The organism is Microbacterium allomyrinae (assembly GCF_020682705.1).
GTDB classification, from domain to species: Bacteria; Actinomycetota; Actinomycetes; order Actinomycetales; family Microbacteriaceae; genus Microbacterium; species Microbacterium allomyrinae.
Window position 1 is genome coordinate 76,569 of the sequence record NZ_JAGTTN010000007.1, and the last position, 15,275, is coordinate 91,843.

Annotated in this window: 13 protein-coding genes; 9 read left to right on the forward strand and 4 right to left on the reverse strand. The window is 69.4% G+C overall.

Translation table 11 applies throughout. The features are described 5' to 3' along the window. Nucleotides 1-181 precede the first annotated feature (181 nt). Nucleotides 182-1,612, forward strand: coding sequence for an MFS transporter (locus tag KEC57_RS16665; protein ID WP_229385818.1), 1,431 nt, complete (start codon nucleotides 182-184; stop codon nucleotides 1,610-1,612). Nucleotides 1,613-1,625: 13 nt separating this feature from the next. Here KEC57_RS16665 and KEC57_RS16670 read toward each other — a convergent pair whose 3' ends face one another. After that, nucleotides 1,626-2,279 (reverse strand): DedA family protein, encoded by a 654-nt coding sequence (locus KEC57_RS16670; protein WP_229385819.1) that lies wholly within the window; start codon nucleotides 2,277-2,279, stop codon nucleotides 1,626-1,628. A gap of 140 nt (nucleotides 2,280-2,419) precedes the next feature. Between KEC57_RS16670 and KEC57_RS16675 the strand changes: the two genes are divergently transcribed. Next, nucleotides 2,420-4,390, forward strand: a complete 1,971-nt coding sequence (locus KEC57_RS16675; protein WP_229385820.1) for a glycosyltransferase — start codon at nucleotides 2,420-2,422, stop codon at nucleotides 4,388-4,390. A 7-nt stretch (nucleotides 4,391-4,397) separates the two neighbouring features. On the opposite strand, the gene KEC57_RS16680 is transcribed toward KEC57_RS16675, so the two are convergent. From KEC57_RS16680 to KEC57_RS16690, 3 genes are all read right to left on the reverse strand, one after another. After that, nucleotides 4,398-5,069, reverse strand: a complete 672-nt coding sequence (locus KEC57_RS16680) for a YrhK family protein (RefSeq protein ID WP_229385821.1) — start codon at nucleotides 5,067-5,069, stop codon at nucleotides 4,398-4,400. A 291-nt stretch (nucleotides 5,070-5,360) separates the two neighbouring features. Further along, nucleotides 5,361-5,546: a hypothetical protein gene (locus KEC57_RS16685; protein WP_229385822.1), complete on the reverse strand. Its 186-nt coding sequence runs from the start codon at nucleotides 5,544-5,546 to the stop codon at nucleotides 5,361-5,363. 46 nt (nucleotides 5,547-5,592) lie between these two features. Next, nucleotides 5,593-5,775: a DUF5302 domain-containing protein gene (locus KEC57_RS16690; RefSeq protein ID WP_229385823.1), complete on the reverse strand. Its 183-nt coding sequence runs from the start codon at nucleotides 5,773-5,775 to the stop codon at nucleotides 5,593-5,595. 328 nt (nucleotides 5,776-6,103) lie between these two features. On the opposite strand from KEC57_RS16690, the gene KEC57_RS16695 reads away from it, so the two are divergent. From KEC57_RS16695 to KEC57_RS16725, 7 genes are all read left to right on the forward strand, one after another. Next, nucleotides 6,104-8,395 (forward strand): polyribonucleotide nucleotidyltransferase, encoded by a 2,292-nt coding sequence (locus KEC57_RS16695; protein WP_229385824.1) that lies wholly within the window; start codon nucleotides 6,104-6,106, stop codon nucleotides 8,393-8,395. A 308-nt stretch (nucleotides 8,396-8,703) separates the two neighbouring features. Next, complete coding sequence (locus tag KEC57_RS16700) at nucleotides 8,704-9,744, forward strand: aldo/keto reductase (RefSeq protein WP_229385825.1); 1,041 nt, start codon at nucleotides 8,704-8,706, stop codon at nucleotides 9,742-9,744. A 99-nt stretch (nucleotides 9,745-9,843) separates the two neighbouring features. Beyond that, a complete protein-coding gene (locus KEC57_RS16705; RefSeq protein ID WP_229385826.1) occupies nucleotides 9,844-10,446 on the forward strand; it encodes a histidine phosphatase family protein in 603 nt (200 codons plus the stop codon). Nucleotides 10,447-10,642: 196 nt separating this feature from the next. Further along, nucleotides 10,643-11,614, forward strand: a complete 972-nt coding sequence (locus tag KEC57_RS16710; protein ID WP_229385827.1) for a hypothetical protein — start codon at nucleotides 10,643-10,645, stop codon at nucleotides 11,612-11,614. 1 nt (nucleotide 11,615) lies between these two features. Further along, entirely contained in the window at nucleotides 11,616-13,280 is a 1,665-nt protein-coding gene (locus KEC57_RS16715; protein ID WP_229385828.1) for an efflux RND transporter periplasmic adaptor subunit, read from the forward strand. Further along, nucleotides 13,277-13,954, forward strand: a complete 678-nt coding sequence (locus KEC57_RS16720; protein WP_229385829.1) for an ABC transporter ATP-binding protein — start codon at nucleotides 13,277-13,279, stop codon at nucleotides 13,952-13,954. The genes KEC57_RS16715 and KEC57_RS16720 overlap by 4 nt, the downstream gene beginning before the upstream one ends. Continuing rightward, entirely contained in the window at nucleotides 13,951-15,249 is a 1,299-nt protein-coding gene (locus KEC57_RS16725; protein ID WP_229385830.1) for an ABC transporter permease, read from the forward strand. The genes KEC57_RS16720 and KEC57_RS16725 overlap by 4 nt, the downstream gene beginning before the upstream one ends. Nucleotides 15,250-15,275: the final 26 nt, after the last annotated feature.

A 15,275-nucleotide genomic window follows, 5' to 3' on the forward strand; every position in this document is an offset into this window, starting at 1 on the left:
GAGTCCATCCTGGCCGGTGCCGCCGACGTCGTGCGGTCATCCGAATCTCCCAGCCGGACGCGGTAGGATGGATGTCTGCTCGGCCACGTCGGCCGAGGCGGTCGTGGCCCGAAACGGGGCCGCGATCCGAGGCTCGAAACCTCCGGCATCCGTCAAAAGACCCGGAGGTTTCTCTATGTCCATGCCCCTGCCCACGCGCCGCAAATGGTGGGCCCTCGCGGTGGTCTCGCTCACCCAGCTGGTGGTGGTCCTCGACGGCACGATCGTCAACATCGCCCTTCCACAGGCGCAGGCCGAGCTCGGTCTCTCGGACAGCCAGCGTCAATGGGTGGTGACCGCCTACGCGCTCGCGTTCGGCGCGCTCCTGCTGCTCGGTGGCCGCGTCGCCGACTACTGGGGTCGCAAGCGCACATTCATCGTCGGCATGGTCGGCTTCGGGCTGGCCTCGGTCTTCGGCGGGGTGGCTCAGAGCGGAACCGAACTCATCATCGCGCGCGGGCTGCAGGGCGTCTTCGCCGCGCTGCTGGCTCCCGCGGCTCTGGCGCTGCTCACCGTCACCTTCCCCTCCGGCCGCGAGCGCAACACCGCGTTCGCCGTCTTCGGCACCGTGGCGGGCGCGGGCGCGTCCGTCGGACTCGTGCTCGGCGGCGTGCTCACCGAGTTCGCCGACTGGAGATGGTGCCTGCTCGTGAACGTCTTCTTCGTCGCTCTCGGCCTCGTGGGTGCGTTCCTGTTCATCTCGGAGAGCAAGGCGGACGGCGACAACCGCTACGACCTCGCCGGCGCCGTCACCGTCACTCTCGGACTCGGGTCGCTCGTCTACGGCTTCAGCATGGCTGAAGCCGGCTGGGGCAACCCCCAGACGGTCACGTTCCTCATCCTCGGCGTACTGCTGCTTGCCGCGTTCGTCTGGATCGAGGCGCGGCAGCGCCAGCCGCTGCTGCCGCTGCGCATCGTCGCCGACCGTGTAAGAGGAGGTGCCTTCCTCATCCAGGCGATCGCAGGAAGCGTCATGATCGGCGCGACGCTGTATCTGACGTTCCACCTGCAGATCGTCATGCAGATGTCCGCACTCGGCGCAGGACTCGCGAGCCTTCCGCTGCCGCTGGGGACGATGCTGGTCGCGCCGTTCGCGACCAAGATGCTCCCGCGGTTCGGTCCTCGCCCTCTCCTGATCGTCGGACCCGTCATCGTCGCGGCCGGGCTCGGATACCTCAGCTTCATCACCGCGATGGGCAGCTACTGGGTGGAGGTGTTTCCCGCGCTGGTCGTCATGGGCGCGGGAATGGCGCTGGTCTTCGTGCCCCTGCAGAACGTGGCTCTGGCCGGTGTCGCGCCCCACGATGCGGGCGCGGCATCCGCCGTCACCAACTCGGCGATGCAGATCGGCGGCTCGATCGGGCTGTCGGTGTTCACCGCGGTCTACGTGGGAGCACTGGCGGGCGATACATCGCACCTGCCCGAGGTGCTGGCAGACGCGTACTCGGTCACCTTCGTCGCCGCGGCGATCGGGATGCTGCTGGCCGCCGTGATCGCCAGCACGATGATCCGGGGTCAGAAGTCGCAGCTGTTGCCGTCGGGCTCCGACGCGGTCCTGGTGCACGCCGGATAGGCAGCGCCGGACGTCAGCCGTCCGCGACGGTCTGATCGCCGTCCTCGACGTCTGCGCCGGCTGCGCTGCGCTCACTCCCAGCGCCGCGCAGCCGGCGCGCCAGCGCCGCGTCGATCGCGAGGCCCAGGCCCACCGCGAGCACCACCGAAACGACCACCGCCACGACCGGTCCACCGGGCAGGATCGCAGCGACAATGGCACCGATCAGCGCCTGGTAGGCGGCCCACGCCAGCGCGGCGGCCGCGGCGATCCCGAGATATCGGGGCGCGGCGACCCGTGTCGCGCCCGCCGTCAGGTTCACCGCGAGGCGGGCGAAGGGGATGAAGCGCGCCGTGAACAGCACCACCGCCGCGCGGCGCTGCAGTCTCTCACGGGACCACGCGAACGCGACGCGCACCCTCGACGTGCGCATCCATCGCCAGCGTTCGAGCCCCACAGTGCGACCGACGAGATAGCACGCCGCATCGCCGATGAAGGCGGCGACCGCGGCGACCGCGATCACCACGCCCACGTTCGGCTCGCCCTGCGTCACCGCGAGCGCACCGAAGGCGGTCACCGCAGCCTCTCCGGGAAGCACGACGAGGAATGCGTCGCCCAGCACGAGCAGGAAGAGCACGGGCATCGCCCATGCGCTCGCGGCGACGCCGGTCAGCAGGTCCTCGATCACGCCTCCCCTTCTAGCCGCCGACGGTGAACGGCGACCGAACGACGCCCGTCCGGTGACCTCCGGTGGTGCATCCGGTGAACACTTGCGGGTGAGTGCCGATCCGCGCCATCCCTCCCCGCGCGGGCCGCCACGCTGGAGGCGTGAGAGTCGCGCTGCTCGCCGAATCGTTCCTGCCGCACATGAACGGAGTGACGGGGTCGGTCCTCCACGTCCTTCGCCATCTCGCGTCCGAAGGGCACCAGACGCTGGTGATCGCACCGCGCTCCGGCGAGATCACCGCCGACCTGCACGGTGCCCGGACCGAACTGCTGCGGTCTGTGCCGCTGCCCTCCTATCCCGACGTGCGGATCGTCTTCGCCCGTGCGGCGCGCCTGGCGGCGATCCTGCGTGAGTTCCGCCCCGACGTCGTGCACCTTGCGTCACCCTTCGTACTGGGCTGGCAGGGAGTGGCCGCTGCCGATGCGCTGCGCGTGCCGTCGGTCGCGGTCTATCAGACCGACGTCGTCGCATACGCCGAGAAGTACGGGATGCCGCAGGCCGGCGCACTCGTCGGGCGCCACATCGCGCGGCTGCACCGACGGGCCACGCTCACCCTTGCGCCGTCGACGGCATCGCTGCGCCAGCTCGAAGACCTCGGAGTGGATCGTCTGCGCCATTGGGGGCGCGGCGTCGACACCGAGCGGTTCACACCGGCTCGGCGCAGCGAGGACTGGCGCCGCAAGACCGCGCACGGCGACAAGATCATCGGCTATGTGGGCCGTCTCGCCCCTGAGAAGCAGGTCGAGGATCTCGCGGCTGTCGCCGACCTGGCCGGCAGCCGGCTCGTCGTGGTGGGCGAGGGGCCCGCCCGGCTCGCCCTCGAGCGCGCGCTGCCCGGTGCTGTCTTCACTGGTCATCTCACCGGCGCGGCTCTGGCCGAGGCGCTGGCGAGCTTCGACGTCTTCGTGCACCCGGGCGAGAGCGAGACCTTCGGGCAGACCATCCAGGAGGCTCTCGCCAGCGGCGTGCCGGTGGTCGCGCCCGGCATCGGCGGCCCGCTCGACCTGGTGCGCTCCAGTGTCGACGGATGGCTCTACCGGCCCGGAGACCTGCGCGACCTCAGAGCGCGCGTGGCAGACCTCGTGGGCGACGAGGGCAAGCGCCGGGCGTTCGCGACGGCGGCGCACGCCTCGGTGCAGGACCGGACGTGGGATGCCGTGTGCGGCCGGCTCGTGGAGCACTACACCGAGGCGCGGGTGCTGCGGCCCATCGACGACGCGCTCCTGCTCCGGGGCGCGACCCGCCCTGCCGTCCCCGCGACGCGAGGACAGGAGTCGCGCTCCTGGTCGCGCTACGTCGCCCTCGGGGACTCGCTCACCGAGGGGCTGTGCGATTCGTCGCGCATGGCGCCGGGGCAGTACCGGGGCTGGGCCGACCGGCTCGCGCAGCTGCTGGCACACACCCGGACCGACGCGAGGCCGTTCCGGTACGCCAACCTGGCGGTCCGCAGCCGCCGCGTGCAGCACGTGATCCGCGAGCAGCTCCCGCTCGCGCTGTCGCTGCGTCCCGACCTGGTGTCGGTGATGATCGGCGCGAACGATCTCGTCGGCCCGCGCGTCGACCCGATCGCGCTCGCCGTCGAGCTGGAGACGGGCATCCGGATGCTGCGCGACGCGGGCGCCGACGTGCTGCTGCTGACGCCCTTCCTGCCGCACCGGCGCGCGTCGATGATCTTCGCGCGCCGGTTCGCCGCGTTCGCCTCGGAGCTGAGACGTGTCGCCGCCGACACCGGTGCCATTCTCCTCGACCTGGAGGCGCTGCCCGCGATCGGTGCCCTCGAACTGTGGGGCGATGACAAGGTGCACCTGCGCTCGCGGGGCCACCGCTTCCTCGCGTACCGGGCGGCAGACGCTCTCGGCGTGCCCGACGCCGAGGCGCTGGGAAGCCTCGACGCGGCGCTCCACGCGGACGACGACCCCGTCGTCACCGGCTCGTGGCTGAGTCGCGATGCGCTTCCCTGGGCGTGGCGTCGCCTCCGCGGGCGCACCGCCGGCGACGGGCGTGCGGCAAAGCACTCCGACTACGTCTTCATCGGCGGGCGCGGCGACGTGCGCGCGCACATGTCGTCCTAGGCCGCCGTCAGACCAGGGGCTCCTTGCGAAGCGCTGACGAGGACCGGGGGATCGTCCGCCGCGACAGCAGCGCGGCGACGAAGAAGCACACCGCGCCCAGTGCCGTCCCGAGATTCGCCCACTGGGTACTGGCGAGGTCACCGGTCGCGGGCACGACGTATGCACCCACCGCCGAGGCCCCGAAGGCGACCGAGCCCGCGAAGTTGAGGACCGTGCCGTGCCAGGTGCGGGCATCCGGGTCCCACAGCTGCCCCCGGTCCTTCGTCGCCACGAGCGCGAGGAAGCTCGAGACGAGGAAGGCGACCGATCCCCACGCATCGGGGAGCCAGCCCACTCCGACCGCGTCGGGGTCGGCCACGGCGGCCGCCAGGGCCACGCCGGTGGACAGGTTGAACAGCAGCGTCCCGACGAACTGCACGGCGGCCGCCCACCAGTCGACGCGATCGGGACTTCGTGTTCCGGTGCGCGGCGGGCGTCGCCCGCTCAGACTCAGCTGGATGAACGCCGCCGTCGTGAAGAAGAGCGAGCCCACGAAGAAGGTGAGGTTGGTGCCGACAGCGCCGGCCCACCCCGCATAGAGCGGGACGGCACCGGTGAAGAACAGCGCCGAGCCGACGGCGAAGCCCCACGCCTCGCGGCGCAGGCGTCGGATGCTCCCCGGCGGGAGGAGGTCGCTCATCGATGCTCCGCAAGCGCGTCGTCCTGGGCCATGTTCTTCTCCATCGATCGTCTGACGACCGGTCGCGCGAGCACCCACGAAAGAAGGACCTTCCCCCCAGAGAAGCGAGGTGCGTCGCGGACCAGGCCACTGCTACGTGCCGACCGTATGCCTGCGATATCGCGTCGCGACAGGGTCAGTGCGGGTGATTTCCTACGCGGTGGGGGTGATTCCGCCGCCGGACGGTCATGCGCCGTCACACCGGACGTACTCGGATCCGGGTCGTCCCGGAGCGCCGTTCGCGTTCAGGGATCAGGTGCCGGGGTCGATCTGGCCCGCCTCGATCGCCGATTCGCGCTTCTCGAGTTCGGCGTCGTCGACCTCGTCCTCGATCGTCTCGAGCGGATCGATGGTCGGCGGCGGGCCGTCGAGCTGCGTCTCGTCGTCGATGGGGACGTCGCGCTCGTCGTCCGGGATCGTCTCACGGAAGTCGCTCATGTCGTCGTGCAGCTGTCGTCGTCGGAGTGCTTGCCTCGGGTGCGGCTCAGCCGCTCTTGCGGCGGAATTCGCGCTTGGTCACGGCCCCGTGGGTGCCGTGGATGGCCGAATCGCCATCGAGGTGGGACTCGCCCTTGCGGTGTTGTGCGTTCTTCTTCTCGAGGGCTTCCTTGAACTTGCGCTTCATGTCGTCGGATGCCGCGCCGGCCGGCTTTTCGTCGGTGCTCATGCGACAACCCTACGGTCGCCGCCGCATGCTCGCCAGAGCGCGACGAAGGAGAGGCGCCCCCTGATAGGCTTGATCGGGTTGCCCTCGGGCACCCGCTCAATTCCATATGAGCACGGTGCTTGTTAGGCACTGTGGAGCAGGCCGGCAGGAAGCTGGTCCCCTGTGGTGGTTTCCCCGTCGTCGACGACGCCGGGTGATCTTCTACTGGTGACCAGTGCTGGTGAATACCGTGGCATCCCCGCGCGCCGAGATCTGCCTGTTCCTGCTCCTTCGCATGAACTCGCCCGCCACACGGGCGTGCGAGTCAAAACAAAGAAGGAGAGACCTCTTGGAAGGTCCTGAAATCACCGCCGCTGAAGCCGTTCTCGATAACGGCCGCTTCGGCACCCGCACTGTCCGGTTCGAGACCGGACGACTCGCGCAGCAGGCACAGGGTGCCGTCGCCGCGTACCTCGACGAGGAGACGATGCTCCTCTCAGCCACCAGCGCGGGAAAGCACCCGCGCGAAGGCTTCGACTTCTTCCCGCTGACCGTCGACGTCGAAGAGCGCTCGTACGCCGCGGGCAAGATCCCCGGCTCGTTCTTCCGTCGCGAGGGCCGCCCCTCGACCGAGGCGATCCTCGTCTGCCGTCTCATCGACCGCCCGCTGCGCCCGTCGTTCGTCGACGGCCTCCGCAACGAGGTGCAGATCGTCGTGACGGTGCTCTCGATCGCGCCCGGCGAGTTCTACGACGCGCTCGCGATCAACGCGGCTTCGCTGTCGACGCAGATCTCCGGCCTGCCGTTCTCGGGTCCGATCGCCGGTGTGCGCCTCGCGCTCATCCCCGGCCACGGCGAGACCGCTGACCAGTGGATCGCGTTCCCGACGGTCACCCAGCTCGAGGAGGCCGTCTTCGACCTCATCGTCGCCGGCCGTGTCGTCACGGATGCCGATGGCAACGAGGACGTCGCGATCATGATGGTCGAGGCCGAGGCCACCGAAGGCTCCTGGAACCTCATCAAGGGCGGCGCCACCAAGCCGAACGAGCAGGTCGTGGCCGAAGGCCTCGAGGCCTCGAAGCCCTTCATCAAGCAGCTCGTCGCAGCGCAGAACGTCGTGGCCAACACCGCGGCGAAGGAGATCAAGCAGTTCCCGGTCTTCCTGCCCTACAGCCAGGAGACGTACGACTTCGTCGCCGGCCGCGCCTACGACAAGCTCGTCCCGATCTACCAGATCGCCGACAAGATCGAGCGTCAGGACGCCGACGACGCGCTGAAGGAGGCCGTCAAGGCCGAGCTCGTCGCCGCAGTCGAGTCCGGCGAGCTGCCGGCCGTCGCGACGGCCGAGTTCTCCGCCGCCTACAAGTCGGTCACCAAGGTCATCGTCCGCGGTCGCATCCTCGCCGAGGGCATCCGCATGGACGGCCGCGGCCTGGCCGACATCCGCCCGCTCGACGCCGAGGTGCAGGTCATCCCGCGCGTCCACGGCTCGGCGATCTTCCAGCGCGGCGAGACGCAGATCCTCGGTGTCACCACGCTCAACATGCTCAAGATGGAGCAGCAGATCGACTCGCTGTCGCCCGTCACGAGCAAGCGCTACATGCACCACTACAACTTCCCGCCCTACTCGACCGGTGAGACCGGCCGTGTCGGCAGCCCGAAGCGTCGCGAGATCGGGCACGGCTTCCTCGCCGAGCGCGCGCTCGTGCCGGTGCTGCCCAGCCGCGAGGAGTTCCCCTACGCGATCCGCCAGGTGTCCGAGGCTCTCGGCTCCAACGGCTCGACGTCGATGGGCTCGGTCTGCGCATCGACCCTGTCGCTGCTGAACGCGGGTGTGCCGCTGCGCGCCCCCGTCGCCGGCATCGCGATGGGTCTCGTGTCGGACCAGGTCGATGGCCAGACGCGCTACGCCGCGCTGACCGACATCCTCGGTGCCGAAGACGCCCTCGGTGACATGGACTTCAAGGTCGCCGGCACGAGCGAGTTCGTGACGGCCATCCAGCTCGACACGAAGCTCGACGGCATCCCGTCGTCGGTGCTCACCGCCGCGCTGCAGCAGGCCCGCGACGCGCGTCTGACGATCCTGGGCGTGCTCAACGCCGCGATCGACAGCCCCGACGAGATGGCGCCGACCGCACCGCGTGTCATCAGCGTCCAGATCCCCGTCGACAAGATCGGCGAGCTGATCGGCCCCAAGGGCAAGACGATCAACGCGATCCAGGACGAGACCGGTGCGCAGATCTCCATCGAGGAGGACGGCACTGTCTACATCGGCGCGACCGACGGCCCGTCGGCCGAGGCCGCCCGCGCCCAGGTGAACGCGATCGCCAACCCGACCAACCCCGAGGTCGGCGAGCAGTTCCTCGGAACGGTTGTGAAGATCGCGACCTTCGGTGCGTTCATCTCGCTCCTTCCCGGCAAGGACGGCCTGCTGCACGTCAGCGAGGTCCGCAAGCTCGCCGGCGGCAAGCGCGTGGAGAACGTCGAGGATGTGCTGAACGTCGGCCAGAAGCTCCTCGTCAAGATCACGAAGATCGACGACCGCGGCAAGCTCTCGCTCGAGCCGGTCGTCGAGGAGCCCGCAGACCAGGAGGGTCGCGACGCGGCCAACCCCGGTCCCGAGGCGCCGGCCGAAGGCTGATCGCCGAGACCACCCACTGATCGCGCGTCACCGCTCGATCGTGTCAACGGATGCCCGTTCTCTCCCGTCGCGGAGGGGGCGGGCATCCGTCGTCCGGTGGGGAGTCCGGCACCGCGTCCCCCGAATGGGGGACAGAATCCCGGTGTTTCGGGGGTTCGTGATGAAAGCGTTATGTAATGTTTATCGACAGTTGGCCTGGCTGCGCAGCGAGCTGTCCGGACTGCCCTACCCTTTGAGTACGCGCCGGGGGGCGCGGGATTCAAGTGATCATGACGAAACCCGACGGAGTCGTCATGAGGGGGTGGCACATGGCTTACTTCGGCGTTGACTCGACGCTTTCCTCGTCGAGCCCGGATGTCAATTCTCCTGCTTCGCGGGCACCGCACCCTTCCGCCCCCATCCCCGTCCAGGGTCCGTCAGTCGGCAGCAATGTGCGCGTGCCTCTCGGAGAGAGCGGCTTCTCGGTCTTCCCGCTGATCCTGGGCGGCGCCGAATTCGGGTGGAACGTCGATCTCGAGTCGAGCCACGACATCCTCGACGCGTACGCGGATCTCGGCGGCAATGCCGTACACACGTCCGACAGCTATGCGGGCGGTCGCAGCGAGCACATCATCGGGCAGTGGCTGCACTCCCGCGGACTACGCGATGACATCGTGCTCGCGGTGCGGGTCGGCGGGCACGCCGACAACCCCGGACTCGGCTCGGTCAATCTGGTGCGGTCGGTGGAGGCATCCCTCACGCGTCTGCGCACGGATCGCATCGACGTGCTCTCGCTCGATGCCACGACCGACTCCGCCACCGCGCTGGAAGACACCCTCGCGACCGCGGAGTGGCTCGTCGAGACGGGCAAGGTCGGCGCGATCGGCGCGATCGGCTATACCGCCGCGCAACTGGTCGAGGCCCGGATCTTCTCGTCGGCGGGTTTTCCGCGGATCACCGTGCTCGACGTGCCGTTCAACGTGCTGCGTCGTCACGAGTTCGACTCCGACCTGCGACTGGTCGCCGGCGCGCAGGGGATGGCGGTGACGCCGTCGCATGCACTCGAGCACGGCTTCCTCGCCGGCCGTCAGCGCACTCGCGTTCGTGGTGCGCTGTCGGTTCGCGGTGCGCAGCTCGCGGCGAACTTCAATCGGCGCGGCAGTCGTACGCTTCGGGCTCTCGACGCGGTCGGTGCGGAACTCGGAGTGCCCGATGCAGCGGTCGCGGTGGCGTGGCTGCTCGCGCAGCGGCTGGTCACAGCGCCGATCGTCAACGCCTACGCCCCGGCACATGTCGAGGAACTCGTGCAAGGCGTCGGGGTGCGACTGAGCCGCGCACAGCTCGCCGACATCGCCCGCGCGTCAGAGTAGGAGGCTCGCCGCGGCCGGTCCCAGGGCGGCATTCGTCGTGTGTCGTAGGGTGGGAGAAGTGCCCCGTCGGGGCACGCGACCCCCGACGGAGTGAGCTGCGTGACGCACTACATCTACCTCGTGCGGCATGGTGAGCATCAGGACGCCGAGCACGGACTCGTCGACGGCCCCCTGTCTCCCCGGGGCCGGCGACAGGCTGCGCTGCTGGCCGACCGGCTGTCGGGAGTTCCGTTCGACGCCGTGTGGCATTCCCCGCTGGAGCGGGCGAGCCAGACCGCGCGCGCGGTGTCGGAGCGGATGCCGTCGCTGCACCCGGAACCGTCGTCGCTGCTGTTCGACTGCGTGCCGACCGGCATGACCGATGAGACCCCGCCCGCCTTCGAGCCGTTCTTCGGGTCGGTGACCGAGGCTGAGATCGAGGCGGGTCGCGCGCAGATGTCGGATGCCGTCAGCGAGTTCCTGGTGCGCAAGAGCGGTGAGGTTCACGAGCTGCTCATCTCTCACAACTTCGTCATCGCGTGGTTCGTCCGCGAGGTGCTTCAGGCTCCGGACTGGCGTTGGATGACGTTGAATCAGGCGCACTGCGGGCTGACGGTGATCGCTCAGAAGCAGGGGCGGCCGTGGACGATCCTCTCGCACAACGACATGGGGCATCTGCCCGTCGAGTTGCGCACCGGTCTGCCCGAGGTGTACCCCGTCTGATCCGCCGTTATTACGGTTCCATAACGGATGGCGTCCGTTGTGGCAGGGACGGGCTCGTCCGGACACTACGGAGTGAGGGCGCCTCTCGACGCGTCGAGATCATCCGCTAGGCGGATACGCCTCGCCGACGACAGTCGATACCGTGAAGTCCGCGGGCGCTGTCGAGCCCGCCGTTCGACTTCTCTCTGGAGCCGCCATGCGCAGAACAACCCCTCTCGCCCTCGCCTTCTCGGCCGTGCTCGCGGTCGCCCTTGCCGCCTGCAGCGGTTCTGCCGATACGGCGGCGCCGAAGCCCGAGGACTCGCCGCTGAACAAGTACATGATGGCGGTGTGGGGAGGTGACCTCTCCACGGACGAGCAGCAGGCTCGCTACGACAAGGAGAACAAGGCCCGCGAGCAGCTCGTCGCCGAGTGCATGGCGGAGGAGGGCTTCGAGTACATCCCCAACACGCAGAGCGGTGCCGTGGTGATGGCCTCTGGCGACGAATGGAGCCCGGAGGATCGCGAATGGGTCGCGCAGTACGGGTACGGCAACGTGAATTTTCCGGGACGTGACACCCCCATGACCGATGACCAGGTGTACGTCGACCCGAACGAGGACTACGTCACGAGCCTTTCACCGTCGGAACAGGCCGCGTTCTACGAGACGCTGAACGGTCCGCAGCCCAGCGCGGAAGAACTCGACGAAGACGGCTCCTTCGAGTACGACTGGGAACAGGCGGGCTGCTATGGCCTGGCCCAGCACGAGGTCGAGGAGCAGAACCCGGCTCAGTCGGACGAGTTCGCACCTCTCATGAAGTCGCTCGAGGAGTTCTGGACCGAGACGCAGGAGTCCACCGCCTTCGCCGACCTCGACGCGAAGTGGAGCTCGTGCATGGCGGATGCGGGGTATCCCGGCTACGACAAGCAGAGCGACGCGCAGATGCAGTTCGGTGAAGAACTGAACGCCTACTACGAGGACCAGACCGAGTGGGTCGAAGACGACCCCGAACTCGCTGAGCTCGGCGAGAAGGAGATCGAGATCGCCCTCGCGGACCTCGACTGCCGCGAGAAGACCGACTACCGCGCGGGCTATACGAAGGTGCAGTACGCGTTGGAAGAAGAGTTCATCGCCGACCACAAGGCCGAGCTCGATGCGCTCAAGGCCGCGGCGGAGCAGGGCCGATAGCGTGACACGACTGCACGACGACGCGGCGGGCAACACCGCGGCGGACGGGTCCGACGCGCCGGAAGACTCGGTCGATGCCGATTTCGACGAACTGCTGGAGCCCGCGGGCGAGGATGGGCGAACCGCTGGCGACACCGCCATCGCGCCCGCGGACGAGACGGCGCCGCGCGCCGGCTGGAGGGCCCGCTGGGCGCGGGTCTTCCACGGGAACCGGGCACTGTGGATCGTCGCACTGATCGCCGTGGCCAGTCTCGTGGCTGGGTTGGTCGTGGGTCGCTTCGTCATCTCTCCTGCCGATGCCGCGGCGTCGGCAGAGGCTCCGGCCCCCGGACTCATCACGGTGCCGGTCGACTTCGGGCAACTCAGCAACGACGTGACGATTCGTGGCGAGGTGGGCTACGCCGACGCCACCGAGGTGACTCTCGACACGACTTCGCTCTCGGGACCGGCCATCGTCACCGGACGCGTGCCTGCGCCTGGAGTCGAGTTCGGTCCGCTGGCGATCGCCCTGGAGATCGCCGGGCGACCGGTCATCGTGCTTCCCGGTGATCTGCCCGCGTACCGCACGATCCGATTCGGGATGTCGGGCCCCGACGTCGTCCAGTTCAAGCAGGCGATGGCCGCGGTGGGCATCGACGCCGGGGACCCGGCATCCGACGTCTTCGACGCCGCTGCAGCGCAGGCCGTGACGGCGCTGTACGGACTGGTCGGCTACGCGCCGCCGCCCGCGCCCGAAGGAAGCGCCGACGCGGTCCAGGGGGCGTCCGAGGGGGTCAGCGCCGCGCAGCAGTCCTTGGCGGCCGCGAACGACGAACTCGCCAGGGCCGGCGCCGGGGCATCCGCCGTGGCTCTGCGCGAAGCCGACAACCAGATCGCGAGGGTGCAGCGCGAGCTCGACGCGGCGCGGGTCCTCGACCCCGCCGATCCGCTGCTCGTCGCCGATCTCGAAGACCAGTTGGCGCTGGCGAAGCTGCAGCGTGCGGAGGTGGCGGAGCCGGCCGACACCCGCGGGCAGCGGGCGGCCGTCGACGCCGCGCGTGAGCAGGTGTCACGAGCGCAGGAGGCGCTGTCTCGTGCTCGTGAAGAGGCGTTGCCGTTCCTGCCGTCGAGCGAGATCCTCTACCTGTCCGCCTTGCCTCGACGTGTCGACGCGGTCACCGCCGCGCGCGGCTCGATCCTGCAGGGCGCGGCGATGACGGTGTCCGGCGCATCGCTCGAACTCACCGGTTCGGCCGCCGAGGCCGATGCGAAGCTTCTCGAAGTCGGCGGCGAGGCGTCCTTCGAGCTCCCCGACGGGGCGACGCACCGTGCGGTGATCGCCGAGATCGTCCCGGGCGAGGACGGCAGCGCTCGCTGGACGATCGGGTTCACACCCGATCCGCTGGCCCCCGAGCAGGTGCAGCAGCTGCAGGGTGCCAACGTCCGGGTGTCGATCCCGGTCGGCGCTACGCAGGGTGACGTGCTGTTCGTCCCGCTCGCGGCGGTCACCGCGGGTCCGGGCGGCGAGAGCCGTGTCGAAGTCGTCGACGGCGACCCCCGCGATGGCGACCGCGCCGAGACGAGGCTCGTGGTCGTCGAGACGGGGCTCGCGGCCGATGGCTCGGTCGAGGTGAGACCGGTCGACGGCGGCATCGAGGAGGGCGATCTCGTGGTGGTGGGCCGATGACGGCGCCTCTGGTGGAGCTGCGAGACGTCACCCGCTCGTTTCCCGGTCCGCCCGAGGTGCAGGCACTCAAAGGCGCGTCGCTGTGCATCGACGCGGGCGAGTACGTCTCGATCGTGGGGCCGAGCGGATCGGGCAAGTCGACGATGCTGAACATTCTCGGCCTGCTCGACCGGCCGAGCGTGGGGGAGTACCGCATCGAGGGGCAACTGACCGGAGAGCTCACCGAGGATCAGCGCGCTGCGGTGCGCGCACGACGGATCGGTTTCGTTTTCCAGTCGTTCCATCTGATGGCGAGGCGAACCGTGCTCGACAACGTGCTCATGCCGATGCTCTACAGCGGAGTTCCGCGCGCGGAGCGTGAGCCTCGCGCCCGGGAGGTGCTCGACCGCGTCGGGCTGTCGCACCGTATCGACTTCATTCCCGGAACCCTCTCCGGAGGGGAGCGACAGCGCGTAGCCGTCGCGCGTGCCGTCGTCAGCCGTCCCAGCATCGTGCTGGCCGACGAGCCGACAGGCAACCTCGACGAGAACACCACCGGCGGAGTGCTCGACCTGTTCGACGAGATGAACGCCGACGGTCTCACGCTGATCGTGATCACGCACGACGCGAGCGTCGCCGCGCGGGCGGGTCGGTGCATCCGCATCGCCGATGGCCGGCTGCAGGAGGTCGCGTGAGCACCGACATCGACGACCCGGTGACGGATGCCGCGCCGGACCTGGCGGATGCGGCATCCGCTCTGGTTCCCAAGGTTCCGCATGCGGACCGCTTCACGTTCGCCGACCTGCTCATCGAGGCCACCGCAGACATCGGCACCCGCCCCGCACGTCTGGTCATGACGGTGATGGGAACGGTGCTGGGCATCGGAGCCCTTGTGGCGACCTTCGGATTCGCACAGACCGCGGCGGGTCAGATCGCCCGCCAGTTCGACGCGGTCGCAGCGACGCAGGTCGTGATCGAGCCGGCGTCCGCGCAGACGGCGGGAGGCTCGAGCGTCGCGACGTCCCGACTGCCCTGGGATGCCGCGGAGCGCGCGATGCGCCTGGTCGGGGTCGAATCGGCCGCGATGGCAGGAGAGGTCGATCTCGGCGACGGGACGATCACGGCGGTCCCGGTCAATGACCCGTCGGCCGCGGCGGTCGCTCCACCGCCGCTGATCGCGGCGACGGCGGGGATCTTCGAGGTAGCCGGTGCAGACGTCGCGACCGGGCGTATGTTCGACAGCGGGCACGACGCGCGCGGCGACCGTGTGGCCGTGCTCGGTGAGCGCGCGGCAGAGCGTCTGGGGATCAACCGCGTCGACAGTCAGCCCTCGATCTTCATCTCTGGACTGGCATATGCCGTGATCGGCATCTTCGAGGATCCCGAGCTCCGCGTCGATCTGCTCGACGCGGTCGTCATCCCGATCTCGACGGCTCGCGCCGACGTCGCCCTCGCCGCCGCGGACGAGCTCGTGATCCGGATCGTGCCGGGCGCGGGCCCGCAGGTCGCCGAGCAGGCGGCCATCGCGCTGGACCCCGGCGCCCCCGACGCCTTCGACGTGTCGGCACCGTCGGGACGATCGGATCTGGGGCAGAGCGTCCAGGCGGACGTCAACGTGGTGTTCCTCATCCTGGGCGCGATCGTTCTGCTCGCCGGGGGCCTCGGCATCGCCAACGTCACGATGCTCACCGTGATGGAGCGCACGCCCGAGATCGGACTGCGCCGCGCGCTGGGCGCGACCGGCCGTCAGATCTCCGGCCAATTCGTCATCGAATCCGTCGTGATCGGGCTGCTCGGCGGGCTCATCGGCGCGTCGATCGGGGTGATGGCGGTGGTCGCCGTTTCGCTGATGCAGCAGTGGACGCCCATCGTCGATCCGCTCGTCGCGATCGCGGGGGCGGTGCTGGGCGCGGTGGTCGGCCTCGTCGCCGGCGGCATCCCGGCACGTCGGGCGGCGAAGATCGAGCCCGTGAGCGCGCTGCGCTCCTGAGCAGGGCCGTCGCTCCGCTGCGGGCC